This is a genomic window from Psychrobium sp. MM17-31 (assembly GCF_022347785.1).
Classification (GTDB): domain Bacteria; phylum Pseudomonadota; class Gammaproteobacteria; order Enterobacterales; family Psychrobiaceae; genus Psychrobium.
In genome coordinates this window covers 855063-877991 of record NZ_JAKRGA010000002.1, presented here as the reverse complement: position 1 = coordinate 877991, position 22929 = coordinate 855063, and the positions used below count along the sequence as shown (strand labels likewise).

The 22929-nt window shown below is 43.6% G+C and carries 29 protein-coding genes and 1 tRNA gene; 23 read left to right on the top strand and 7 right to left on the bottom strand.

Features of this window, described 5'->3' with window-relative positions; genetic code table 11:
• The first annotated feature begins 4 nt into the window (after positions 1-4).
• Entirely contained in the window at positions 5-1084 is a 1080-nt protein-coding gene (hemH, locus tag MHM98_RS08540; RefSeq protein ID WP_239438831.1) for a ferrochelatase, read from the top strand.
• A gap of 2 nt (positions 1085-1086) precedes the next feature.
• Here hemH and MHM98_RS08535 read toward each other — a convergent pair whose 3' ends face one another.
• Positions 1087-1980 (bottom strand): TIGR01777 family oxidoreductase, encoded by an 894-nt coding sequence (locus MHM98_RS08535; RefSeq protein ID WP_239438830.1) that lies wholly within the window; start codon positions 1978-1980, stop codon positions 1087-1089.
• 147 nt (positions 1981-2127) lie between these two features.
• Here MHM98_RS08535 and MHM98_RS08530 point away from each other — a divergent pair, with 147 nt between their 5' ends.
• The 13 genes from MHM98_RS08530 (at position 2128) to MHM98_RS08470 (ending at position 12495) form a co-directional block, all read left to right on the top strand.
• Positions 2128-2733, top strand: coding sequence for an LON peptidase substrate-binding domain-containing protein (locus tag MHM98_RS08530; protein ID WP_239438829.1), 606 nt, complete (start codon positions 2128-2130; stop codon positions 2731-2733).
• A gap of 62 nt (positions 2734-2795) precedes the next feature.
• Positions 2796-3419 (top strand): sigma-70 family RNA polymerase sigma factor, encoded by a 624-nt coding sequence (locus MHM98_RS08525; RefSeq protein ID WP_239438828.1) that lies wholly within the window; start codon positions 2796-2798, stop codon positions 3417-3419.
• Positions 3416-4084, top strand: coding sequence for a ChrR family anti-sigma-E factor (locus tag MHM98_RS08520; RefSeq protein WP_239438827.1), 669 nt, complete (start codon positions 3416-3418; stop codon positions 4082-4084). The genes MHM98_RS08525 and MHM98_RS08520 overlap by 4 nt, the downstream gene beginning before the upstream one ends.
• Positions 4085-4097: 13 nt before the next feature.
• Positions 4098-5045, top strand: coding sequence for a DUF523 and DUF1722 domain-containing protein (locus tag MHM98_RS08515; protein ID WP_239438826.1), 948 nt, complete (start codon positions 4098-4100; stop codon positions 5043-5045).
• Positions 5046-5048: 3 nt separating this feature from the next.
• Positions 5049-6440: a deoxyribodipyrimidine photo-lyase gene (phrB, locus tag MHM98_RS08510; RefSeq protein ID WP_239438825.1), complete on the top strand. Its 1392-nt coding sequence runs from the start codon at positions 5049-5051 to the stop codon at positions 6438-6440.
• A 9-nt stretch (positions 6441-6449) separates the two neighbouring features.
• Positions 6450-6887 carry a nuclear transport factor 2 family protein gene (locus MHM98_RS08505; RefSeq protein WP_239438824.1) on the top strand — a complete coding sequence of 146 codons (438 nt, stop codon included), beginning with the start codon at positions 6450-6452 and terminating at the stop codon, positions 6885-6887.
• On the top strand, positions 6884-7618 hold the full coding sequence (locus tag MHM98_RS08500; protein ID WP_239438823.1) for an SDR family NAD(P)-dependent oxidoreductase: 735 nt from the start codon (positions 6884-6886) through the stop codon (positions 7616-7618). The genes MHM98_RS08505 and MHM98_RS08500 overlap by 4 nt, the downstream gene beginning before the upstream one ends.
• A complete protein-coding gene (locus MHM98_RS08495; RefSeq protein WP_239438822.1) occupies positions 7615-8874 on the top strand; it encodes an FAD-dependent oxidoreductase in 1260 nt (419 codons plus the stop codon). The genes MHM98_RS08500 and MHM98_RS08495 overlap by 4 nt, the downstream gene beginning before the upstream one ends.
• On the top strand, positions 8874-9626 hold the full coding sequence (locus tag MHM98_RS08490; RefSeq protein ID WP_239438821.1) for a DUF1365 domain-containing protein: 753 nt from the start codon (positions 8874-8876) through the stop codon (positions 9624-9626). The genes MHM98_RS08495 and MHM98_RS08490 overlap by 1 nt, the downstream gene beginning before the upstream one ends.
• A gap of 18 nt (positions 9627-9644) precedes the next feature.
• Positions 9645-10910, top strand: a complete 1266-nt coding sequence (locus MHM98_RS08485) for a cyclopropane-fatty-acyl-phospholipid synthase family protein (protein WP_239438820.1) — start codon at positions 9645-9647, stop codon at positions 10908-10910.
• Entirely contained in the window at positions 10888-11403 is a 516-nt protein-coding gene (locus tag MHM98_RS08480) for a DUF2878 domain-containing protein (RefSeq protein ID WP_239438819.1), read from the top strand. The genes MHM98_RS08485 and MHM98_RS08480 overlap by 23 nt, the downstream gene beginning before the upstream one ends.
• Positions 11396-11959, top strand: a complete 564-nt coding sequence (locus MHM98_RS08475) for a chalcone isomerase family protein (RefSeq protein ID WP_239438818.1) — start codon at positions 11396-11398, stop codon at positions 11957-11959. Before MHM98_RS08480 ends, MHM98_RS08475 begins: the two co-directional genes overlap by 8 nt.
• A 5-nt stretch (positions 11960-11964) precedes the next feature.
• Positions 11965-12495 carry a DUF3833 domain-containing protein gene (locus MHM98_RS08470; protein ID WP_239438921.1) on the top strand — a complete coding sequence of 177 codons (531 nt, stop codon included), beginning with the start codon at positions 11965-11967 and terminating at the stop codon, positions 12493-12495.
• Between the two features lie 27 nt (positions 12496-12522).
• Here the strand turns inward: MHM98_RS08470 and MHM98_RS08465 are convergent, their stop codons facing one another.
• Positions 12523-13080, bottom strand: coding sequence for an RDD family protein (locus MHM98_RS08465; protein ID WP_239438817.1), 558 nt, complete (start codon positions 13078-13080; stop codon positions 12523-12525).
• A 207-nt stretch (positions 13081-13287) separates the two neighbouring features.
• On the opposite strand from MHM98_RS08465, the gene MHM98_RS08460 reads away from it, so the two are divergent.
• From MHM98_RS08460 to MHM98_RS08440, 5 genes are all read left to right on the top strand, one after another.
• Positions 13288-14595 (top strand): hypothetical protein, encoded by a 1308-nt coding sequence (locus MHM98_RS08460; RefSeq protein WP_239438816.1) that lies wholly within the window; start codon positions 13288-13290, stop codon positions 14593-14595.
• Positions 14596-14741: 146 nt separating this feature from the next.
• Positions 14742-14826 (top strand) — tRNA-Leu (locus MHM98_RS08455).
• Positions 14827-15234: 408 nt separating this feature from the next.
• Positions 15235-16065: a DMT family transporter gene (locus MHM98_RS08450; protein ID WP_239438815.1), complete on the top strand. Its 831-nt coding sequence runs from the start codon at positions 15235-15237 to the stop codon at positions 16063-16065.
• A gap of 68 nt (positions 16066-16133) precedes the next feature.
• The gene (locus tag MHM98_RS08445; RefSeq protein ID WP_239438814.1) at positions 16134-16589 is read left to right on the top strand and encodes a hypothetical protein; all 456 of its coding nucleotides are present in this window, start codon (positions 16134-16136) and stop codon (positions 16587-16589) included.
• Positions 16589-17050 (top strand): GNAT family N-acetyltransferase, encoded by a 462-nt coding sequence (locus MHM98_RS08440; RefSeq protein ID WP_239438813.1) that lies wholly within the window; start codon positions 16589-16591, stop codon positions 17048-17050. Before MHM98_RS08445 ends, MHM98_RS08440 begins: the two co-directional genes overlap by 1 nt.
• Positions 17051-17060: 10 nt before the next feature.
• Here the strand turns inward: MHM98_RS08440 and MHM98_RS08435 are convergent, their stop codons facing one another.
• Positions 17061-18245: an alpha/beta hydrolase-fold protein gene (locus tag MHM98_RS08435; protein WP_239438812.1), complete on the bottom strand. Its 1185-nt coding sequence runs from the start codon at positions 18243-18245 to the stop codon at positions 17061-17063.
• A gap of 375 nt (positions 18246-18620) precedes the next feature.
• On the opposite strand from MHM98_RS08435, the gene lldD reads away from it, so the two are divergent.
• The 4 genes from lldD (at position 18621) to MHM98_RS08415 (ending at position 21550) form a co-directional block, all read left to right on the top strand.
• Complete coding sequence (gene lldD / locus MHM98_RS08430; protein ID WP_239438811.1) at positions 18621-19769, top strand: FMN-dependent L-lactate dehydrogenase LldD; 1149 nt, start codon at positions 18621-18623, stop codon at positions 19767-19769.
• A gap of 119 nt (positions 19770-19888) precedes the next feature.
• A complete protein-coding gene (locus MHM98_RS08425) occupies positions 19889-20425 on the top strand; it encodes a hypothetical protein (protein ID WP_239438920.1) in 537 nt (178 codons plus the stop codon).
• Positions 20422-20850, top strand: coding sequence for a DUF393 domain-containing protein (locus tag MHM98_RS08420; RefSeq protein WP_239438810.1), 429 nt, complete (start codon positions 20422-20424; stop codon positions 20848-20850). Before MHM98_RS08425 ends, MHM98_RS08420 begins: the two co-directional genes overlap by 4 nt.
• Positions 20816-21550 carry an SDR family NAD(P)-dependent oxidoreductase gene (locus MHM98_RS08415; RefSeq protein ID WP_239438809.1) on the top strand — a complete coding sequence of 245 codons (735 nt, stop codon included), beginning with the start codon at positions 20816-20818 and terminating at the stop codon, positions 21548-21550. Before MHM98_RS08420 ends, MHM98_RS08415 begins: the two co-directional genes overlap by 35 nt.
• Positions 21551-21566: 16 nt before the next feature.
• Here MHM98_RS08415 and MHM98_RS08410 read toward each other — a convergent pair whose 3' ends face one another.
• From MHM98_RS08410 to MHM98_RS08395, 4 genes are read right to left on the bottom strand one after another with little or no spacing between them, the layout of a single operon-like run.
• Complete coding sequence (locus tag MHM98_RS08410; RefSeq protein ID WP_239438808.1) at positions 21567-21782, bottom strand: TIGR02450 family Trp-rich protein; 216 nt, start codon at positions 21780-21782, stop codon at positions 21567-21569.
• 2 nt (positions 21783-21784) lie between these two features.
• Positions 21785-22342, bottom strand: coding sequence for a CIA30 family protein (locus MHM98_RS08405; protein ID WP_239438807.1), 558 nt, complete (start codon positions 22340-22342; stop codon positions 21785-21787).
• A gap of 19 nt (positions 22343-22361) precedes the next feature.
• Positions 22362-22604: a DUF3081 family protein gene (locus MHM98_RS08400; protein WP_239438806.1), complete on the bottom strand. Its 243-nt coding sequence runs from the start codon at positions 22602-22604 to the stop codon at positions 22362-22364.
• A 7-nt stretch (positions 22605-22611) separates the two neighbouring features.
• Positions 22612-22863, bottom strand: a complete 252-nt coding sequence (locus tag MHM98_RS08395) for a DUF6482 family protein (protein WP_239438805.1) — start codon at positions 22861-22863, stop codon at positions 22612-22614.
• Positions 22864-22929 lie beyond the last annotated feature (66 nt).

Genomic DNA, 22929 nt, shown 5'->3' with positions numbered 1-22929 from the left:
ATCGATGAAATACATTAATAACACGGATTTTACTCACGCTAAAAAAGCAAAAATTGGCGTACTGTTGACTAATTTAGGGACGCCAGATGCGCCAACTACTGGTGCGCTTCGCCGTTATTTAAAAGAGTTCTTGTCAGATCCTCGCGTGGTGGAAGTGCCCCGTGTTATTTGGTGGTTTGTGCTTAATCTGATTATTTTGACCTTTAGACCAAGCCGTTCAGCCGCGGCTTATAAGACGGTGTGGACAGAAGAGGGCTCCCCGTTACTCATTCACACCAAGCGAAAGACTGAGAAAGTTCGCGCAGCGCTTACTGAAAAGTACGGTGAAGATGTGGTGGTTGAATTTGCGATGCGCTATGGCAATCCATCGGTTGATTCGATGATCGACAGCATGCTTAAACAAGGTGTGACGAAGCTCGTTGTTCTGCCGCTATATCCGCAATACAGCGCGACAACAACCGCCTCGACATTCGATGCTGTGTCAAAAGCATTAACCAAAAGACGCGCCATTCCCGAGCTGCGCTTTATTAAGAATTATCACGATTTTACGCCGTATATCGATGCGTTGGCTGACAAGATTCAACAACATTGGGACAAGCACGGCCGCGCCGATAAGCTGGTGTTGTCTTACCACGGCATTCCAAAACGCTACCTCACTAATGGCGACATGTATCATTGTGAGTGTTATAAAACCTCGCGTTTGGTGGCGGAAAAGCTCGGTCTAAATCAGGAAGAGTACATGACCACCTTCCAATCGCGTTTTGGACGCGAAGAGTGGCTCAAGCCATATACCGATCACACGCTACAGGAGTTGCCAAGTCAGGGTGTTAAGTCACTGCAAGTGGTCTGTCCGGGCTTTAGCGCCGATTGCTTAGAAACTATTGAAGAGATTGGCGAAGAAAATCGTGACTACTTCTTAGAAGCGGGTGGTGAGCGTTTTGAATATATCGAAGCGTTAAACAGTGACCAGTCGCATATCGATGCACTAACAGCGTTACTGGACAATCATTTAGGCGGTTGGCAACTTGATAATGATGTTGAAAACCGCGTAACTCGCGCCAAGCAATTTGGCGCAGAGAGCTAGGTCTAGCTATAAATATCAGCCAGTGCCTCGCCTATTTCGGGGTACTGGAATTCAAAACCTTGTGTGATTAGTTTATGCGGCAATACTCGTTGGCCATAAATTACTAAGTCTGCTTGCTCTCCCATCATTAATTTCATCACAAAGTTAGGTAATTTAAACCAGCACGGGCGATGTAAGGTTTTAGCTAAGGCGTTAGAAAACTGCTGATTGGTCACCGCGCCGGGAGCTGTGGCGTGAATCACTCCAGAGTAGTTCTCATTTAACAGCGCCAAAATTATGGCCACCATATCGTCGATATGGATCCACGATAATACTTGCTGACCATCACCAATAACCGCGCCAACACCTAATTTAAAGGGCTGTGCCATTTTAGGTAGTGCGCCACCTTCTCGGCTCAACACCACGCCTGTTCGCAACACACAAACGCGCATGTCGTGTTTTAAATTTTCAAAAGCGAGCTCTTCCCATTTGGCACACACCTGATGGGTAAATTCATCGTGAAATTGCTGATAATCTTCGTTGATGATTTGATTGCCCTGACGGCCGTAATAGCCAATGGCGCTGCCAGAAATGAGTAGCTGAGGTTTTTGCTCGGCACTGTTGATAGCTTGATTTAATTGGCTCGTCATTTGCCAACGACTTTGGCAAATCTTCTCCTTCTGACTCTCACTCCAACGGCGATCTCCGATAGACTCTCCAGCCAAATTGATAATGGCATCAATATTGTTGAAATCGACGTCATCGAGACTTTCAACGCACAACACCGGACGTTCTTTAAACATTGATTGTGCTTTGGGGACCGAGCGAGTTAGCAGTATGACTTGTGCGTCTGGAGTTAGTGCATGGATAAATGAACGGCCGATAAGGCCTGTACCGCCAGTAATCAAAATATTCATAGTAATTCCTCCTCATATCTGCCAAATCGAATCAAGTAAGTCAGACATGCTATGTAATACGTCCTTGTAAGAAATTTAGATCAGAGGGATCTAAATCGATGTTTACTGCGTATAGCCAATTGATAGTTAACAACAGCAGCTAAATTTATGTCAATACAAATAACATCTATTCCAGTGTTTCCACTTCCAGTCTGTATCTTGATTGGCGGTGTCACTGAGCTGCGAATTTTTGAACCGCGCTATATTCGTTTGGTGAGTGAAGCCAGTTTGGGGCAGGGCTTTGTGATGAGCCATTATGATATTGATAAGCCTTTTACCAGCAGTGACTACGGCACCGTGGTGAAAATTATCGATTTCGAAACACTAGACGATGGCATGCTAGGAATAAAAGTTCAGGCGCAAAGCATGGTTAGTCTGAGTAACTTTTCTCAAGATGATGATGGTTTGCATCGCGCCGATGCAACAGGTATCGAGCATTGGTCAGGACAAGAAAAAGCGCAATACGACGCAACGTTGGCGGGGCCATTGGAAAACTTAATAACCAATCACCAAGAGCTACAAAGCTACTTTCCAGCGGGGGAATATAACAACTTGGCTTGGGTGTGCGCTCGTTATATCGAACTATTGCCATTGTCTAACAGCAAGAAACAACAACTCGTTTTTCAACAAGATCTCACTCAGTGCCAAGCATTTCTAAAAACTCTGGTACAAGGGGAAAGGGAGCAAGGTGTTGAAACAGAAAATAAAAAATAAATTGATCCTTTTCAAAAAATAGTCCGTATAAGCCATTAATATTCAATTGAATTGGGTTTAACATGATAGATTCATCACAGGCTGTGCAAGGAATTAAAAATCATGGGAATACCAATACGATGAAGCAAGAGCAAAATACCGAGCAGTTGCTGGGTTGGTTAATAGCAGTCGCGAACGAACGAGATAAAAAAGCATTTTCGCAGCTGTTTTCTTGGTTTGCTCCTAAGATTCTTCGTTACGGTGTCTCTCACCTCAACACGCAATCAAATGCGCAAGAACTGCTGCAAGAAACCATGAGTAATGTGTGGAAGAAAGCGCATTATTTTAATGCAGATAAAGGCGCTGTGACCACTTGGGTTTACACCATCATGCGTAATGCCAGTTTCGATATGTTGCGCAAGGTGCAATCGAATCGCGAAGAAATGTTATCTGATGATATTTGGCCACTTGTCGAGGCGCAAGCTGTAGAAGAAGGCGAATATGACGACCACTTGATGCAAAAAGAAATTAGGCGTTATCTATCATTGTTACCTGATGCACAACAACAGGTTATCCGCGGTGTGTATTTTCAGCACCTTTCCCAAGAAGAGTTAGCGAAACAACTTGGCGTTCCGGTTGGAACGGTTAAATCAAGACTGCGCTTGGCGCTTGGCAAACTCAAACAGAAAATGGGAGGCAAATTATGATAAAGCATCATCCTAGCGACGCATTATTGAAAGCCTTTGCACAAGGTGAGTTAACTGCGTCATTATCTATTGCAGTGGCTGCACACAATGAAATGTGTCCACATTGCCAACAAAAAGTTGACGCGTTGACAGCAACGCAGGCACAAGCTGTATTCGATGAAGATAGCAGCAATCAAGAAGTGGCAGATTGTACTGAAAACATGGATTGGCTATCGATGATTGACGATATTACCAAAGATGATACGCCATCACTGTTAGTGCCATTTGAAAATAAATCGATTGAGCTGAGTTATGACACGGTTCAACTTCCGCGCGCTTTAGCCAGTGTAACCCTTAAAAAGTGGAGCAAGCTGGGCGATGTGAGTCGTGCTCGCGTTGAACTCGATGAAGAGCCAATTCGCAGTAGCTTACTCGATATTGCTCCCGGCGGCACCGTGCCACTGCATACCCATAAAGGGTTTGAGCTAACACTACTCCTAGACGGTTCATTTGAAGATGATATGGGCACCTATCACGCCGGTGATTTTATTTGGCTCGATAAATCCCATACTCATAGCCCGCGTACCACTGACGGATGTTTGTGTTATGCGGTACTTGACGACGCCATGCAGTTTAAAGAGGGCTTTAGTAAGTTGTTTAATCCAATCGGTAGCTATTTATATTAGTAGGGAGGCTGTTATGTCTGATAAACCACTCATTGGTATTAGCGCCTGTGTTACAGGTGAAAAAGTACGTTTTGATACTGGGCATAAACGCTCGGATTTCGTGATGGACAAGTTGTCTGAACACGTTGACTACGAGCCCATTTGCCCGGAACTAGCGATAGGTATGAGTTTGCCGCGCAAACCCATCCGTCAGGTGATGGTGGGTGAAGAAATTCGCGTGTGTCAGGCAGACTTTTCTGGTGATGTTACCGACAAACTCGAAGCCTTTAGTCAGAAAAAATCCGGTCAACTTGATCATTTAAGTGGCTTTATCTTTTGTCAGAAAAGCCCCAGTTGTGGCATGGAGCGCGTAAAGGTTTATTACGAACACGGTCTTGGCGCGAAACACGACGGTCGTGGCGTTTTCGCCCGCGCTGTCATGGAAAACAATCCGCTTATTCCTTGTGAAGAAAATGGCCGCTTAAACGATGCTAAACTGCGTGAAAATTTCATTTTACGTGTATTTACCTACAAAGCGTGGCAAGAAATGATCGCCAGTGGCCTGACTAAACACAAGCTGATTCAATTTCACAGCAAGCATAAATATTTAGTGATGAGTCACAACTTGGTGAGTTACAAAGATTTAGGCCGTTTGCTAGGGCAAAGCGAATTGCCATTAGAAGAATTAGCACATCAATATATCAGTGGTTTAATGGAGGCCCTTAGCAATTTAGCGACCCGCAAGTCGCATGCTAATACCCTGTTCCACTTACAAGGCTATTTTAAAAAGCTATTGGATAAAACTCAGAAACAAGAATTGGTGGAGCAAATTGAAGCTTATCGCACAGGCCTAACACCGTTACTAGTGCCATTAACTTTGATTAATCATTATTTACGTCAATTTGATGATCAACAATACTTGGCGTCGCAAGTGTACCTTGCACCTTATCCAGAAGATTTACGCCTAAGATACGGATATTAAACAATGCATTTAATGTGGTTTCGCAGCGATTTACGCGCTGTGGACAATCTAGCGCTATGCGACGCCATGAGTCATGGTCCTTGCAAAGCGCTTTTTTTATTAACAGACCGCCAATGGCAACAGCATCACTGGAGTGAGATAAAAATCGCTTTTGTGCAGCAGCACCTTGAAGCCTTAAGCCAAGAATTGGCTGTTTTAGGTATCGAATTAGACGTTATTGAAGCGCACGATTTTAATGGTCAAATCGATGTCTTAACGCGTTACTGCCAACTACATGGTATCACGCGTGTGTTTGCCAATAGCGAACCTGAAATCAATGAAATTAATCGCGATAACAAGCTAATAGCGCAAGGCATACCGCTATCGTTATACGAGTCAGACGTGATAGTGCCGAAAGGCCAAGTGCTGACTGGCAGTGGTGAAATGTACAAGGTATTCACGCCCTTTAAAATGGCGTGGCTCAGACAGGCTAAGCGCCAGTCTTATGTTCCTTACAGCGCGCCACAAGCTGTTGCTGAGCGTAGAATAAATCACTATAAGGCACCTGCTATTAGCAAGTCGCTTGCTGACAAGTTGCATAAATGGCCGTCTGCTTGGCAAATTCGCAGTCAGGGATTAATAGGTTTTTTCAAACAACAGCATCTGCAATATCACGCCAAGCGAGACTTTCCTGCTATCAATGGCACCAGCCGATTATCGCCGTATCTAGCTATTGGTGCAATCAGTGGCAAAGAAGTTGTTAATCAGCTGCTCTATCACGTGCCTATGGTGCTAGAAGATGCCAAAAGTGACAGCTTTGCGTGGTTAAACGAATTAGTGTGGCGCGATTTTTATCGTCATTTGATATTTCATTTTCCCGAGCTGTGTAAGGGTAACAACTTTCAAACTAAATACGATGGCCTAAACTGGCGCAATGATCCTGATGAATTTAAGGCGTGGTGCAACGGTAAAACCGGTTATCCCATTGTGGATGCTGCAATGCGCCAACTGGTGCAAACAGGCTGGATGCACAATCGCTTGCGGATGATAGTGGCAAGCTTTCTGACTAAACACTTACTTATCGATTGGCGCTGGGGAGAGCAGTTTTTCATGCAACATCTTATCGATGGCGATTTGGCAGCTAATAATGGCGGCTGGCAGTGGGCGGCTAGCACAGGTTGTGATGCGCAGCCGTACTTTCGTATCTTTAATCCGATTGCTCAAAGTGAGAAGTTTGATCCCGACGGCGATTTTATCCGTATGTATGTGCCAGAGCTTAAAGATATTCCGGCGAAAAAAATTCACTTTCCTCACGAATATTTAGCTCAATCGCAGCAGCAAGATAATTATTGGCCTGCGATTGTCGATCATAAAACCGCGCGGTTAAGAGCGCTAGAAACCTATAAAGCCTGCTAGGAGTCAGTTGTGGATAATGGAACCCCCCAATGGTTACAGCAATTTATCGATACTTATCAAAACTTAGCAGTTGATAATGTTGATAATATTCTCAACATTTACCACACCGAGGTGACCTTTCAAGATCCACTCCACCGCGTCGACGGGCTATCTAATCTACTTGCATACTTTCAAGGGTTATACACCAATCTCTCAAGCTGTGATTTTGTGATTACTCACCACTTTGCTGCAGAGGATGAGGCCTGTATTTATTGGCACATGACTTTTGTTCATGCAAAGCTCAATGGCGCTAAGCCAATAAAGGTTGAAGGGCACAGTCACCTTAAAGGCAAAGACGATAAGGTTATCTATCATCGTGACTATCTCGATGTTGGCGCCATGCTTTACGAACATATACCGCTGTTGGGGGCTGGTGTACGATTTATTAAAAAGCGAGCTAGCCAATGAAAACTATTTTGATCACAGGCGCATCATCCGGCATTGGAAAGTCTCTCGCGCAACATTACAGCGAACATGGCTGGCACGTGATTGCTGGTGGGCGCAATGAACAGGCTCTCAATGAGTTAGTTTCTCAATATGCTAATGTAACACCGCTGGTGGCTGATTTGTGTGATGAACAGGCGGTGATTAATGCAGCGGCTCACTTACCCGAGCTTGATGTTATGCTATTAAACGCTGGCAGTTGTGAATATGTGGACGATCCTATTCATTTTGATGCGGCGTTATTTCAACGAGTGATTAATACTAATCTCATGACAGTAGCGTATTGTCTCAATCATTGGCTATGTAAAGTAAAACAAGGTGGTCAGTTAGCCTTTACTAGCTCGAGTGCGTCTTTTTTGCCACTACCTCGAGCGCAAGCTTATGGCGCGTCTAAAGCAGCACTTAGTTATATGGCTAAAACCTTGAGTATTGATTTAGCGCCTCATCACATCGATGTCAGCTTGATAAACCCTGGGTTTGTTGAAACGCCGCTGACGGATAAAAACGATTTTCCGATGCCGGGGCGTATTAGTAGTGAAGATGCAGCAAAAGCGATTTATCATGGGCTTAGCAAAAGGCGTCACACAATCAATTTCCCATCATTCTTTACCTTGGTTTTATCGATGCTAGCAAGGTTGCCGTTTAGCTGGTGGCGCGCATTCGCCGTTCGCAATTTAATTAGGAAAACATCATGAAGAAAATTGCCATCATTGGCAGTGGTATCGCCGGCCTAACAACCGCTCACTTATTAAGTCGTGAGCATGAAGTTAGCGTATTTGAGAAAAACGATTACATCGGCGGTCATACCGCCACCAAAGACATTGCTCACAACGGCCGCGATTATGTTATCGATACTGGGTTTATTGTTTGTAATGATACAACATACCCAAATTTCTTAAAGTTACTCGACCAATTAGGTGTTGAGTTACAAGCGACAGAAATGAGTTTTAGCGTACATAATCAGCGTACTGGCATGGAATATAACGGTCATGATCTCAATACCTTGTTTGCCCAACGTCGCAATATCTTTCGTCCTAAATTCTGGCGCTTGATCAGTGAGATTCTGCGCTTTAATAAACAGTGTAAAAAGCTCTATTCTGAGGGCAATATCGATACCACGTTAACCCTTGGTGATTTTCTAGATTCTTATCGGTTTTCAGATTTTTTTGCGCAGCATTACATTTTGCCAATGGGGGCGGCGATTTGGTCAACATCGCTCAAAGAAATGCGCGATTTTGAGCTTAAATTTTTCATTCAATTTTTCTATAACCACGGCTTATTGAATGTCTCTGACAGGCCACAATGGTATGTCATTAAAGGCGGCTCTCGTAGTTATATTCCTGCGATGACAGCAAATTTTAGTGAGCGCATTTTTCTCAATAGCCAACTAAAACATGTGTCGCGTGATAGTGATGGCATTGTCTTGGTCTTCGAAGACGGCAGTGAGCAGCGATTCGATGAAGTGGTATTTGCTTGTCATTCAGATCAAGCATTGTCATTGCTTCACAACCCAACACCAAGTGAAACTGCAGTATTAGGGGATATTCCTTATAGTCGCAATGAGGTTGTGTTACATCACGACACCAATCTACTGCCTAAGCGCCGCTTAGCATGGGCAAGCTGGAACTATTTACTGGCCGAATCAGGTACGCAAACTCAGCCTGCAACCGTCACCTACAATATGAATATTCTACAGGGGATTGAAAGTGAAACGACCTTTTGTGTCACGCTCAATCAGACTCAATTGATTGATCCTGAAAAGATCATTGAACAGTACGTTTATCACCATCCTGTGTTCAACAGTAAAAGCATGGCGGCGCAGCGTCAGCGTTCGCTGATTTGCGGTCAAAACAACACCCATTTTGTCGGGGCATATTGGTATAACGGCTTCCACGAAGACGGTGTTAAAAGTGCTGTCGATGTTGCCAAACGTTTTGGGATAACACTGTAATGATTCAGCGGCCAATTATTCAAGAAAGCGGTATCTACACAGGCAATGTGCGCCATCGCAGGTTTAGCCCTGTTGCTCGCGCCTTTAGTTATTCTTTCTCGATGTTTGGCCTTAATCCCGATGCAATAGAACAAGTCACCAAAAAGCACTTCTTATTTGGCACCCGTTGGTTTAATCCGGTGCGTTTTTGCGAAAAAGATTACATAAAAAGTGAACCGGGCAATCTCAAGCAACGTATTGCTTCGAAAGTCGCTAAGTTAGGCGGCGACTGGCAAGGCAATCAAGTGATGATGCTGGTGCAATGTCGTAGTTTAGGGATGTATTTTAGTCCGGTGAACTTCTTTTTCTGCTTTAACGACGATGGCAGTTGTCCGTTGATGTTAGCTGAAGTGAGCAATACGCCGTGGCATGAAAAACACTACTATTTGGTGGATGTTGAACAGCCACAGTTAACGCAGAAAGACTTTCACGTATCGCCTTTTATGCCACTGGATATGTATTACAAATGGCGAGTGAAGCCACCGAGTGACAAGTTATTTGTTCATTTGGAGAACTTAGATAAATCGCCACAGGCAGCTAAGGTATTCGATGCCACCATGGCGTTAACTAAGCAGCCTATGAGTAGCTTGGCGATGATAAAAACATGGTTTAGTTTGCCATTTTCCGCTATCAAAATAGTGAGCTTAATTTACTGGCAAGCTTTAAAAATATTTATTGGTGGTGTGCCTTTTATTCCCCACCCTAAGCAATGAGACTAGCACGAGGTCAACATGCAACAAACGCAAACAGCAGGTAAAGCACCAAGCGACAAATTGAGCTGGTTAGACAACAAATATCGCCAAGGTATTTTTGATTTATTAGCACAACTTACCGATGCCAAAATCACTGTTGTTGAAGGTAGTCAGCGTGTTGAACTTGGCAATATTGAAAGTGAGTTAGCTGGTGAGTTGCGTATCAACGATAGTAGCGTTTACAGCGATTTTGTGACGGGCGGTAGCTTAGGAGCTGCGCAAGCTTACATCGATAAGAAATGGGATAGTCCTGATTTAACCAAACTTATTCAAGTATTCGCTCGCAGCCAAAAATTAGTGGATGAGTTAGAAAGAAATAGTAGCATTCTCAATAAGCTACAGAAGAAGTTGTTGAGCTTTAGCAATCGCAATACTCAAGAAGGCTCTAAGCGTAATATTTTGGCGCACTACGATTTAGGTAACGAACTCTACACTCGTTTTCTCGATGAAAAGATGATGTATTCCTGTGCTTATTATGATGGTGATATCTCGTTGTCAGAGGCACAACAAGCCAAGCTAAAACTCATTTGCGATAAACTCGATCTCAAGCCAAGTGATCACCTAGTTGAAATTGGCACAGGTTGGGGCGGTTTAGCTATTTACGCGGCACAAAATTACGGTTGTAAGGTAACAACAACTACTATTTCTGACGCTCAACACGCCTATGCTCGTGAGAAAATTGCAGCGCAAGGACTTAGCAAACAAATCACTTTACTCAAAAAAGATTATCGCGAGCTTGAAGGCGAGTACGACAAGTTAGTGTCTATTGAAATGATTGAAGCCGTTGGTCATGAGTTCTTAGGACAGTTTTTCAATAAGTGTTCTAGCTTATTAAAACCGGACGGTAAGATGCTGCTCCAAGCGATAACCATTGCCGATCAACGTTATGATACTTACCGTAAATCAGTGGACTTTATCAATAAGTACATCTTCCCTGGTGGCTGTCTACCGTCGATGGCGGTAATGAGTCAGCATATTGCAGACACGACAGATATGATGATTGATAACGTGCAAGATATTGGTTTGCACTACGCCAGAACCTTGTTCGATTGGCGTCACAAATTCGATGAAAACTGGGCTGATATTACTGAGTTCGGTTACGACGATACCTTTAAGCGCCTGTGGCATTACTACCTGTGTTATTGCGAAGGCGCCTTTATCGAGCGCGTCATTAGCACCCATCATATCGTTGCTCGCAAGCCGCAATACAAAGACAACCACGATGCGACTGTTTTGGATTATTAACGCCGCATTATTTCAGCTTTGCTGGTGGAGCGCCGCGCTATTTAGCCAACGTGCAGTACTCATTATGAGTGCTACGCTCATTCTCCACCTTGCGCTGTCTCCCACTAAATTAGATGACTTGAAGCTTTTGCCATTAGCGCTAATCGGCATTGTAGTAGATCAGTTGCTGATTAGTTTTGGCGTGATTGACGTTAAGCAGTCGATGATTCCCATATGGCTTGTTTTACTGTGGATCATTCTTACGTGGAGCTTAAACCATAGCCTGTCTTGGCTTAGTAATATCAAGCTGTGGCAAGTGGCCATCTTGGGCGGCGTGTTGGGAGCGACTAGTTATTTGGCGGCGATAGAATTAGGTGCTATTTCAACCCCATTAACGCTAACTGTTTTTACAATGATCGAAGCTATTATTTGGTGCGGTTTGTTGCCAGCGCTGTGTGTGCTTCGCCAACGACTTATAGATACTCATCGTAAGGAGAAACAAGGTTATGCGTAGTCTTTTATTGGTTGTGAGCTTCTTGTTCTCATCAATTGTAATAGCAAATCAATCACTGGAAAAAGATTCATCGTCGACATCCAAAATAAGCATTGAACAGAAATTGCAGCAATTGACCAAGCTTGGCCAAGGCACCATGAAAGTCATGTTTTGGAAGGTGTATAGCGCTGAGTTTTTCACGGTAAACGATGGCTATCAGCAAAACGTTTACCCACAAGCCCTCAAAATAACTTACTTGCGCGATATCGACGGTGAAGATCTCGTTACTGCAACAGACGAGCAATGGCAGCACCTTAAGATTGATAAGGCGCAACGCGCGCCTTGGATAACCTTGTTACAACCGATTTTTCCAAATGTTACCGATGGTGACAGCATAGTGCTATACGTCGATAAACAGCGTCGTTCTCAGTTTTATTTTAAGCCTAAAGGCGGTGAGATAAAGCCAATCGGCGAGATTACTAATCCGGAATTTGGCCCGGCATTTCTGGCCATTTGGTTATCAGAAAACACCTCGCGGCCTAAATTTCGTCGCAAATTGTTAGGAGCATCCTCATGAAGTTAATGCGTAATTTTTTAGCCACTGTTATCGCATGGAGTATTATTGGTTGTTCAAGTCCTTCGTTATCGGATTATCAGCAAACCACGCCGCAATTAAATTTAGAAGAATTCTTCAATGGTGAGCTGACCGCCTACGGCATGGTGCTCGATCGCGGTGGTAAACTGACGCGCCGTTTTAGAGCTGATTTAGTAGCGTCTTGGGAGGCTGACAAAGGTGTTATCGATGAAGTATTTTATTTTGACGACGGCGAGCAATCAACACGCGTTTGGCGTCTGACTAAAACCGCACCGAATCAATATCAAGGTGAAGCAGGGGACGTGATTGGTATTGCTACTGGCGAAACATCAGGATCAGCGCTTTATTGGCAGTATGACATGACAATAAACGTTGATGGCACCGACTATCAAGTGACGCTGGATGATTGGATGTATTTACTCGATGACAAACGCTTATTTAATAAAACCGATATCTTGAAGTTTGGTTTTAAAGTGGGAGAAATCGTGTTGTTTATAGAAAAGAAAGGCGACTCATAAGTCGCCTTTCCCGAGAGTAGTCTCAGCTTATAGCTGACGCCAGTTCTTAATCTTATTAGCCTCAGGACTAAGCACTACAATTTCAGAGCCTGACATGCGATCTTGCAAGCTCATGCCTTCGCTATTTTTTGATAATAACCAGATGTTGCCTAAACCGAAAAAACCAGTACACAAGCGAATAACCGCTTGCAAGGTGGTAATTGAAGCGCCGTTCATACGTTGAACCTTTAAGCGCCACGCACGCATGCCAAGGGTTTGACCGCCGTGCGTCCAAAACCAAATAAAGAAGAAACACACAGCAAAGATTAAGTAACCCGAGTACACATCACTGGTGATAACACAGCGTTGAATATCAGTATTGTCGCTACAGAAACTCGGATTTACCTGCGCTAATAGGGCAACAACAATAAAACCAATAAAATGGGCTACCGCATACACCGCCATGGCTACTAACGAGTCGTACATGAGCGCGCCTAAACGACGGGTAAAACTAGCACGTAGAAAGTCGGCATGATTCTCGCGAGCTGGTTGTGCTTGAACTTGTTCTTCAGGTTGAGCCTTGGTCTTTTTCTTCGATTTTTTCATTGATGTGGAATCTCTTTTTAGCGTGGCGCTAGTTTACCAAAAGCAAATGAATTTGTATTGATTTTACGGAATAAGGATATTCGAAATATAGAGTACAATTTAATACTTTTAGCTGATAAGATGCCTGCCAATCATCTCGCTATTGTTTTAATTGTGTTGTACTCAATAGTTTCTATGGATAAGAATAATAAGAACAGTGAGAACGCTATGAAATCTTGGATTTTTAGCTGTAATGACCAGACAACTCAACCACTTAGCGGCGAAGAAGCAATGCAGTATGTCGCTAACAATCCGACGGCTTACGCATGGCGACCGTCTTATACCCATTGGATGCCAGTAACCTACATTGCTGAATTTGCCAATATCATCAAAGCGCCAAAAGCACCCAGCACAGTTCCTAAAGAACTTATCGAACAGTTCATCACTAAAGAAAAAGCGCTGGTAGAAAATCTAAGTACCCTAGATGGCAAAATCATTAATGCGATTAACGCATTATCTGAGTTTGAATCTGAAGTAGAGTATTACAAAGAGCTCACGCGTAACTGTAATTTAGACGTGCAAGAAACGCTTAATAGCATCGAGCAGCAATACGCTCGTCTAAAAGCAAATCTTCAGAACTTCACCCAAAATGCAGCCAGCGATAAGAAAGCGTTTGCACAAACGGTAGAGCAATTCAAAAATGTATCGACGGGTGGAGAGGCCTTAACGCCAAAAAAGTCACCTGAGGTGCAGGAAGCACAAGCTGTAACGCCACCAACTGTTGCACCAGCGCAACCTGTTGTTGAGGATGTTCAAGTGTCCGCGACGCCAGAGCCCTTAGTTGCTAAGCCAGAGCCAGTTGTGAATGAAACTGTTGTCAGCGAAACAGTCGCTGATGAAGATGTGATTTTAGAACCTATTGTTACTGAGCAAGCACCAGCGATTTCTAAAGAATCGGTTTTAAAAGAGCCTGTTTCGAAGGAACTCGATTCAGAAAAACAAGTTTTAGAAGAGCCAAGTGTTTCCATTACCGAGTCTGATAGTTTCTCTATTGAAGATGAGTCTTTACCCGCTGTTGAAGCTGAAACTACAACAGGCCCAATCGTTGAACGAGTCGTGAAAAAGCCTGATGCAGTAGCGAGTCCACAAGCCAGCCGTGCTGCGGCGTCACTGTCTGAACAGGTCGAAAGCATCGCGCCTGAACCTAGTTATAGTCAGCCTGCGCCAAAGCAAATATCACGTGTTGAATTTAGCGAAGACATTACCGCCGAAGACTTGGCCATTGCCGCGAAAATTCAATCAATGACGATTGATGAAGATACGCCGCAGTCTTACGAATCACCAGCTCATGCCACAGGTACAGAAGGTGACTTTGACTATATTCTCAAAGGTAAATACGTCGATGATGGCAGCATTGGCCGCCGTGTCGACGAGAGTGTTGAAGATTCTGATGCCATCAGCGATCAGCTAGAAGAGGAAATGGTGGCGTCATACGACGATCAACCGAAACGCCGCCGCCGTCGACGTCGCAGATAAATCAATTGTTGGTTATTTAAACGAATAAACGCAAGTGACCAACAATTAACACTATTTGGCCAAAATCAGGCTTGCCAACATAGCAAGCCTAGGTATAATGCCAGACACTTATTTAGCAACAACCCCGCTAAATAGCCACATGAAATGCCGGTGTGATGGAATTGGTAGACATGACGGATTCAAAATCCGTTGCCTTCGGGCGTGGCGGTTCAAGTCCGCCTACCGGTACCATTTCGTGAATAAATAAACCAACGAAAGTTGGTTTTTTTATGCCTGTAAGAAAGTCGCAGACAGACAATTCTGCGCTCTCAATTGATACCATTTGGTGAATATTTAAACTTCGCTTAGACGAGTTTTTTTTATGTCTGTAAGAAAGTCACAGGAGTATCGTTACGAATTTTTAATGGGCTAGCTTCAGATTGCTAAAATTATTCATAAATTAAAAGGTGACTGTCCCTTTTTATTTTACTTAGCGCTCTAATCGACTCATATTTTGAGTCGATTAGCGTTGTTAATTGAATCATTTGTTTATTATCGACATTCGTCGGACTGTCATTGCACTTATTACGGTAGTGGTTATAGTGCTGATAGTGAGTTTGATGAATTGAGGAATACGTTATTTTACAGTCGGTTGGTTGGATGTTTGGCACTGTGCTGTCCTTTTGCTTATTGGCGATTGGCGCGCGGGAGTTAACAGGGGAATTGAGTACTTTTCAGGTGCTATTTTTTCGCGGCTTAATCGGCTTGGCGATAGTGACTGTGCTCATTATGGCCACTAAGGACTTCACGTTATTTACCACCAACAGACTGAAACTTCATGCGGCGCGCAATAGTATTCATTTGATTGGTCAATACGGCTGGTTTGTCGGCATTGCGCTACTGCCATTGGCGCAGGTGTTTGCGTTGGAATTCACGGTTCCGTTATGGACAGCGTTAATTGCGGCGGTGTCTTTAGGGGAGCGGCTGACGGGCAAGAAAGCGTTATCTATTGTGTTGGGATTAATCGGTGTGCTGATTATCGTTAAGCCGTCGACTGATGCAGTCGATATGGCATCGTTGATTGTGCTTGGTGTGGCAGTTTGTTACGCGGTTTCTCATGTCGCCACGAAGTCACTTGCTAGTACTGAGCATCCGCTGACGATTCTATATATGATGTGTGTGATGCAGCTTCCCGTCGTATTTTTATTTTCGTTAGACAATTGGCAATGGCCGACGAGTGTTGAATGGATGTGGCTCACGCTTATTGGAATTACGGCACTGAGTGCGCATTTTTGTTTGGCTAAGGCCATGGCGACAACCGAAGTAACTCTGGTGATGATTATAGACTTCTTACGCTTGCCTGCCATTGGCGTTGTGGGCGTGTTGTTGTACAACGAAGCCTTTGAGTTGTCGCTGATTGTAGGCGCGCTTATTATGCTGCTAGGCAATGTGTGGGCACTATCGAGTAAAGGTAAGTCAGTTTCTTCGTGATTTATCCATTAAGTTTTTGTTTTTAATGAGTTATCATCGTTTTCGTTTTTAATGGAATATTACGTCATATGAAAAAAATCTCTTCACGCAGTACCTTCTTTAATAAAGTATTTTTTCCAATAATTTGGCTTGGTCTCTGTGTTGGTATGCTCGCCATCGGTATCTGGGGATCACTCGAGAATCCCATTGATTGGATGTTCATGGGGGCGCCTTTAATGTTTATGATTGTCGGCTATGTGGTAATGAAGGCTTTGATCTTTGATTTGATGGATGAGGTTTTTGACGCTGGTGATAGCTTGATTGTTCGCAATAAGGGACGAGATATTCGCGTTGCGTTGAAAGATATTAAAAATGTTAGTTATCAGGTCATGAGCAACCCGCAGCGGGTGACCTTGAGTTTGCGCAAGAAGATAGATTTTGGCCAAGAGATATCATTCACTCCGGTAACTTCTTTATGGGCATTTAAGAAGAATAGAGACATTTTAGCGTTGATTGATCGTATTGATGAGACACGAGGCTCTTAATGGATTTTAGCATTGAAGTTGATGATTTAAGTGATGGCGCTATTGCCGAGTTACTAACGATGCATTTACGTGAAATGCAAAAGTACTCTCCTGCAGAGAGCATTCATGCGTTAGATATGGATAAGCTACGCGATAAGTCCATGACATTTTGGAGCGCGAAATCAAACGGTAAGCTCGCGGGATGTGGCGCATTGAAATCTTTAACGGACAATAGCGGAGAAATTAAGTCAATGAAAACTCATCCAGCATTTTTGCGCCAAGGTGTTGCGCAGCGTATTTTGTCTGCGATTATTGAGTCGGCAACTACACGCGGCTACAAATTTTTGTATCTAGAAACTGGCAGCCATGACGCCTTTTTACCCGCGATTGCGATGTATGAGAAACACGGCTTTCGCGAATGTGGCCCTTTTGGTGATTATCAGCTTGATCCCCACAGTCGATTTTTCATGAATTCTCTCTAGAATGTTTTAATCAGTTATTACCTATTTGCGTTGTTAATTGCTCAACCTTACTTTGGTAATAGGCCTTAGAGTCTGCTTTCCCGTTGTTTTTAATAACTGCGTCGAGTGCTTTTTGATATGAAGATTTGGCTGCTTTAGTATCTTTCTCCTGTTCGTATAAAAAGCCTAGTGCTCCATAAATTCGTGATGCATCACGATAATTGGCGACCGTTTTATTCAGTAACTCGATTCCTCGATCTATTTTATTTTCTCCGTAAAACGCAAAGGCTAAGCCTGTGATCACGTGAATTGGGATCTGTGAGTTGTCGCCGTACTTTTTACCGCGTTGCTGGTAAAACTTGTTAAGGGCATCAAGACCACCAAACGTTTTGAATTCTTGATAAGTCTTTAATGCTGGTCCTTCGTAATCTTGATGAACATAGGCCAATCCTTGATAAAGAGCTATATAAGCTGCGGAAGTATGATTGTGTCTAGGATGCTGTTCAAATGTCCAATTTAGGGCGTTACTAGAGTTGAGTCTTTTAGCCAATTCATGGGCACTGTCTGAAAAGCCCTTACCTTCCCGTTCTGCTTGACCAACAGAAAAATAAATAGCGTTGGATGGCGCGGATTTTATTGTATTAGCTAGCTTTGCGATTAATTCTTTGTCTGAATCACCTAGAGCGGCGCTAGACGCTATCAAATTTTCAAAAGTCTGAGGTGTAGTCAGTTTCGTTGTTAGAGTTACAGTCCCCATCGCGGAATGCCCGAAAAGTGTATTGATATCTAATGCACGGAATTTATTTTTTAAATATGGCACAGCTTCTTCGGTGATAAATGCGAGGAACTTGTCTGATGCATCATAGGCATCACGCATTCTTTGCCCGGTATTATTTGGAATGCCTACAACTATTAATTCTGGAATCTTTCCACTTGCTTGTAACATGTCACTCGCCAACACTGCATGTTTAAAGTGGCTGTCGCCATCGAGAACGAGTAACACAGGGTAAGAAATAGTCGAAGAAGAGTAGGAATCAGGGAGGTGGATGAGTAACTCTCTATTCTCGTCGAGTATCTTTGATGAAATGTAGTGTATTTCGCCGAAGTTCTCATTGAGACTCTTAGGAATCGGTTGGGATGTATTGGCTGTGGCTTGCGAGGTGAAATAAAGCGTGAAAATCGTTACCAAGGCTGCGAGGGCGATATGTTTTTTCATTGTTTTTATAGTTTTTGTATGAATTACCATCAGAGTAATAAAGATTTGTATGTTTAAAAATCATAAAGTTGTAACGAATTTTAACAGCATTGTGTGATGTCTTTATTAGACACCGCTAGACCAAGGTCGAGCTCGTTTGAGTATCTTTTTTAGTCTTATTTTCTTACTATCGTTGATTATTATATTTTGCATTTTAATTTAATTAACTGTTTTAGCTGTTCTTTATTTATATTGTGTTATTTTTGGAAGTAGTTATTTTCATTGTTTCTATTTATTTAAAATAAGCGGCTGAGATATGGTTTGAGTCAAGCAATTAATTCCTGTGTTTATTCTTATAAAAACGGTGATACGGGCAATAAAGGTTGAGTAAAGTTTATGATTATTTCAGCATCGAATGATTACCGCGCAGCGGCTAAGGCGAAGTTACCGCCGTTTTTGTTTCACTATATTGATGGTGGTTCGTACGACGAGCAAACGCTGCGTCGCAATAGCGATGACTTAGCCGATGTTGCGCTGCGTCAGCGCGTGCTGCGTAATATGTCTGATTTAAGTCTCGACACTGAGTTGTTCGATGAAAAACTTGGTTTGCCAATCGCATTGGCGCCAGTCGGTTTAACGGGCATGTACGCTCGCCGTGGTGAAGTTCAGGCGGCGAAAGCGGCAGAGCGCAAAGGCGTTCCATTTACCATGTCGACAGTTTCTGTGTGTCCGATTGAAGAGGTGGTTCCTGCGATTTCTCGTCCGATGTGGTTTCAGCTATATGTGTTAAAAGATCGCGGTTTTATGCGCAATGTGCTTGAGCGCGCTAAAGCTACGGGAGTGAAGACGCTGGTCTTTACTGTTGATATGCCTGTGCCTGGTGCGCGTCACCGCGATGCTCACTCGGGAATGAGTGGCCCTAATGCGGCATTTCGTCGTGTGTTGCAATCAACTATGCATCCACGCTGGGCGTGGGATGTTGGCGTGATGGGTAAACCGCACGATTTAGGCAACATTTCTACCTATCGCGGTGAACCAACCAAGCTTGAAGATTACATTGGCTGGCTTGGTAATAACTTCGATCCTTCAATTTCGTGGAAAGATCTCGAATGGATCCGCGATTTTTGGGATGGTCCAATGATCATCAAAGGTATTTTAGATAAAGAAGATGCCCAAGACGCTGTGCGTTTTGGTGCAGATGGCATCGTGGTATCTAACCATGGCGGACGTCAGCTTGATGGCGTGCTCTCCACCGCTAAGGCGCTACCACCGATTGCCGATGCCGTAAAAGGTGATTTAAAAATCTTAGTTGATTCAGGCATTCGCACAGGCTTGGATGTGGTGAGAATGATTGCATTGGGCGCAGATTGCACCATGCTAGGCCGTGCCTTTGTTTACGCATTAGCAGCTGACGGTGAACGCGGTGTGTATAACGTGTTGGACTTAATTGAAAAAGAAATGCGCGTTGCGATGACACTCACTGGTGCTAAGAGCATTAGTGAACTAAATAGTGAAGCCTTAGTGAATATCGCTCGCGACTTGTAAACTTCTTGGCTTAATCAAATTGCTTATTCAAAACCTCGCTGCGGCGAGGTTTTTTGTTTTTGGATGATCGGTACTGTTTGGGACTGCGTATGTAAATCTATCCCTAATCAAAGAGATTTATTATGCGTGCAATTTTTGCAATGTTGCTGGTACTGACTGTTTCTGCTTGTAGCACTGTGTTTCCCAACCAAGATGTGACAGGACTTGCCTTTCCAAGTGTATCTGGCGAAAGTCTTTCTCAAAAAGCGGTGCTGATTCCACAAGATTTTTCTGGTGAGCCAACCTTGCTGCTTGTCGGTTATGTTCAAGACTCACAATTTGATATCGACCGCTGGCTTATCGGTTTAGATATGACGCAGACTCAAGTGGCAGTCTATGAAATTCCTACCATTGCTGGAATGTTTCCTCGTATGTTCAGTACCGTTATCGACAATGGCATGCGCGCTGGTATTCCAAAGGAGTTGTGGGGCGGTGTGGTGACGGTTTATAAAGATGGCGCAGCCGTTCAGGAGTTTACAGGCAATACTAACCCTAACAATGCTCGGGTGCTGCTGTTAGATAGTGCTGGTAAGGTGATTTATTTTTACGATCGCGGATTCGCCGTTGAGCCGCTGAATAATTTGCGCGCCGTACTTGCACAGGAGATAGCAAAGTGAGGGAAAAATTAACCATCTTTTATGATGGAGAATGTCCGTTGTGTTGTATGGAAATGGATAAACTGCGCGCCCGTGATAACAATAATTTGATTCGCTTGATTAACATTCACAGCAGAGACTTTGAGCGTTTTGAGCAAGTGACAAAAGCCGAGGCGATGGCGGTGTTGCACGGTGTCTATCAAGGACAAATACTAAAGGCGCTAGATGTGACTCATCGCGCTTGGCAGTTAGTTGGATTGGGATTTTGGGTAGCGCCACTGCTGTGGCCGATAATCAAACCCGTATCTCATCGTATATATCTGCAGGTGGCGAAGCATCGTCAGACTATCTCAAGCTTTCTACATCGCCGTTTTGGTTTGGGGCAAGCGCATTGTGACGGAGGTGTGTGTTATGCAAAAGAGCGCAACACTAATCATCGGCGCTAACAGCGAAATCGCTAAAGCGCTGGCTTGTGAATATTTCAGTGCAGACGAGCGTCTTATCGTGATAAGTCGCAATACAAGCCATTATGAGCAAGCTAAGTTCAATGGCGTTCATTGTATTGATATTGCTGATTATCAAGAAAGCTCGATTGAAGCGGCAACCCGTAAGATTGCGAAACTCAAAGATGACGTGATCATTGGACGAGTATTTATTTGTCATGGTGTCTTACACAACGATGATGTTTTTCCTGAAAAGCGCTTGGAAGATTTTTCGTCTAAAGCGTTTAATGACGTTATTGGAGCCAATACCACTACGCCGATGTTGTGGCTTAAATATCTATTGCCTTTGGTAAATTCTAAGTATCGTTGTGTGATGACGTTTTTCTCAGCCCGGGTTGGCAGCATTGGTGATAATGGATTAGGTGGTTGGTATAGCTATCGCGCATCAAAAGCAGCGCTTAATATGTTATTAAAATCAGCAGCAATAGAGCTTGGCCGCCGCGCTAAAAATGTTAAGTTGATTTCTTTTCATCCCGGTACTACGGATTCTCCGCTATCAAAGCCATTTTCCCATAATGTCGCGCCAGAAAAGCTGTTTAGCGCTGAATTTGTCGCGAAACAGCTGGTGGATATTGTCGAGCGCAGCAAGCTCGATGGCTTGCTGAGTTATCTCGATTGGCAAGGGAAAACTATTGAGTGGTAATGGCTAGCAATGAGAGTTACTGCCAACCTAATTTCCATTGTTTGGGATCTTTTAGATCGCGCCAGTTGATGGCGTATTCGTTGTTGTTGATGACAGCTTGGATGATGCACTGCTCAACGCGCTGTTCTTCGTCGTAGTCCACTTGAATGATAGCGAAGTGTTTTTCTTTGTTTGTGATATTTACCTTGGTCCATTTACTGTGGAGCAGGCTTTTAGGGCTAACTTTGTTCATAGTTACTCGCTAAAGCTAATGTTGTGCAGTGTTATGTGAAAAGGGGTGGGAGTTTTACTTGAAATTAATACGCCGATATCGCGAATTGAATCACTGCTCAATGTTGGCGCGTTGCTTATAAGTCGCCCGCGAAACGTTGCTTGGGCGTCTCGTAATGAGAGTTGATGGCTGATGGTTTGATTAGCCTTAGTTGGAAACTCTAGTTTATAACCAATTAAATAGCCGCGAAACAGGCTGCGAAATCTAAGCTGATAGTCATTGCCGTCGCCAGTCACAGTAATGTTAACAGTCTCAATACCTTCCTTAAGTGGCGGCAGCGCTGTGTAAGTACTGCTAAAACCGCCGTTATTTTCGGTAGAGATTTGGCCTGTGAATACAATGTCACCATTTACTTTAACGACATTTCCTTGAGAAAGTCCTCCCATGACACCGTCGTTGGTGATACGCCAGTTAGCGCTATTGAATGCTAGTTGAGTTGGCGTACTGCTTGTTTTTTTAGCGAGTGAAGGGTTGTAGGTCATTAACGCTAGTCCGATTATAGTGATTACTGTTTTCATCATGTCACCACTCATTGGTTTGTTAATCGCGAGCGATTTTTCTGATTAAATTTTCAAACTCGCTTCTAGCGATGCGATCTGACGATTCAATGGTGTACTTGTTGTGAAAGTAGATGGTCATAGTTAGCGTTTTATAACTAAGAAAGCAGGTATAACCATCAAAATCATGCCACGCACTGAGTTGGCGATAGTGATATTTACCATCGCGCTCGACACCATGTTCGAGTATTTTATTGAATACTTTTAAATAATTATGAAGCGCCATTGCGTTGCTACAACCAGATAGTTTCGTTTGTTGCTGCTGGCGATGATAAACCGCACATTTCGTCGTAAGCGGTCTGCAAGCTCAAGGTTGCCGATTGAACGTCATGCTGACGCAATAGTTGTTTCGCATCGCTAAGTGATTGGCAAATAGCTACTTCGCTAAGACTAGGCAGGGCTGAGAAGTTTCCTTGATTGTCGGTGGAGCCAACTAAATAGTGCGTACCGTCAGCAATGCCTATGATGGTAGGTTCGTGAGTCATAACGCTCTCCTTATTTAAGGTGGTTAAGTCATGAATACGAATGCTGTTTAATGAAAGATCATATTA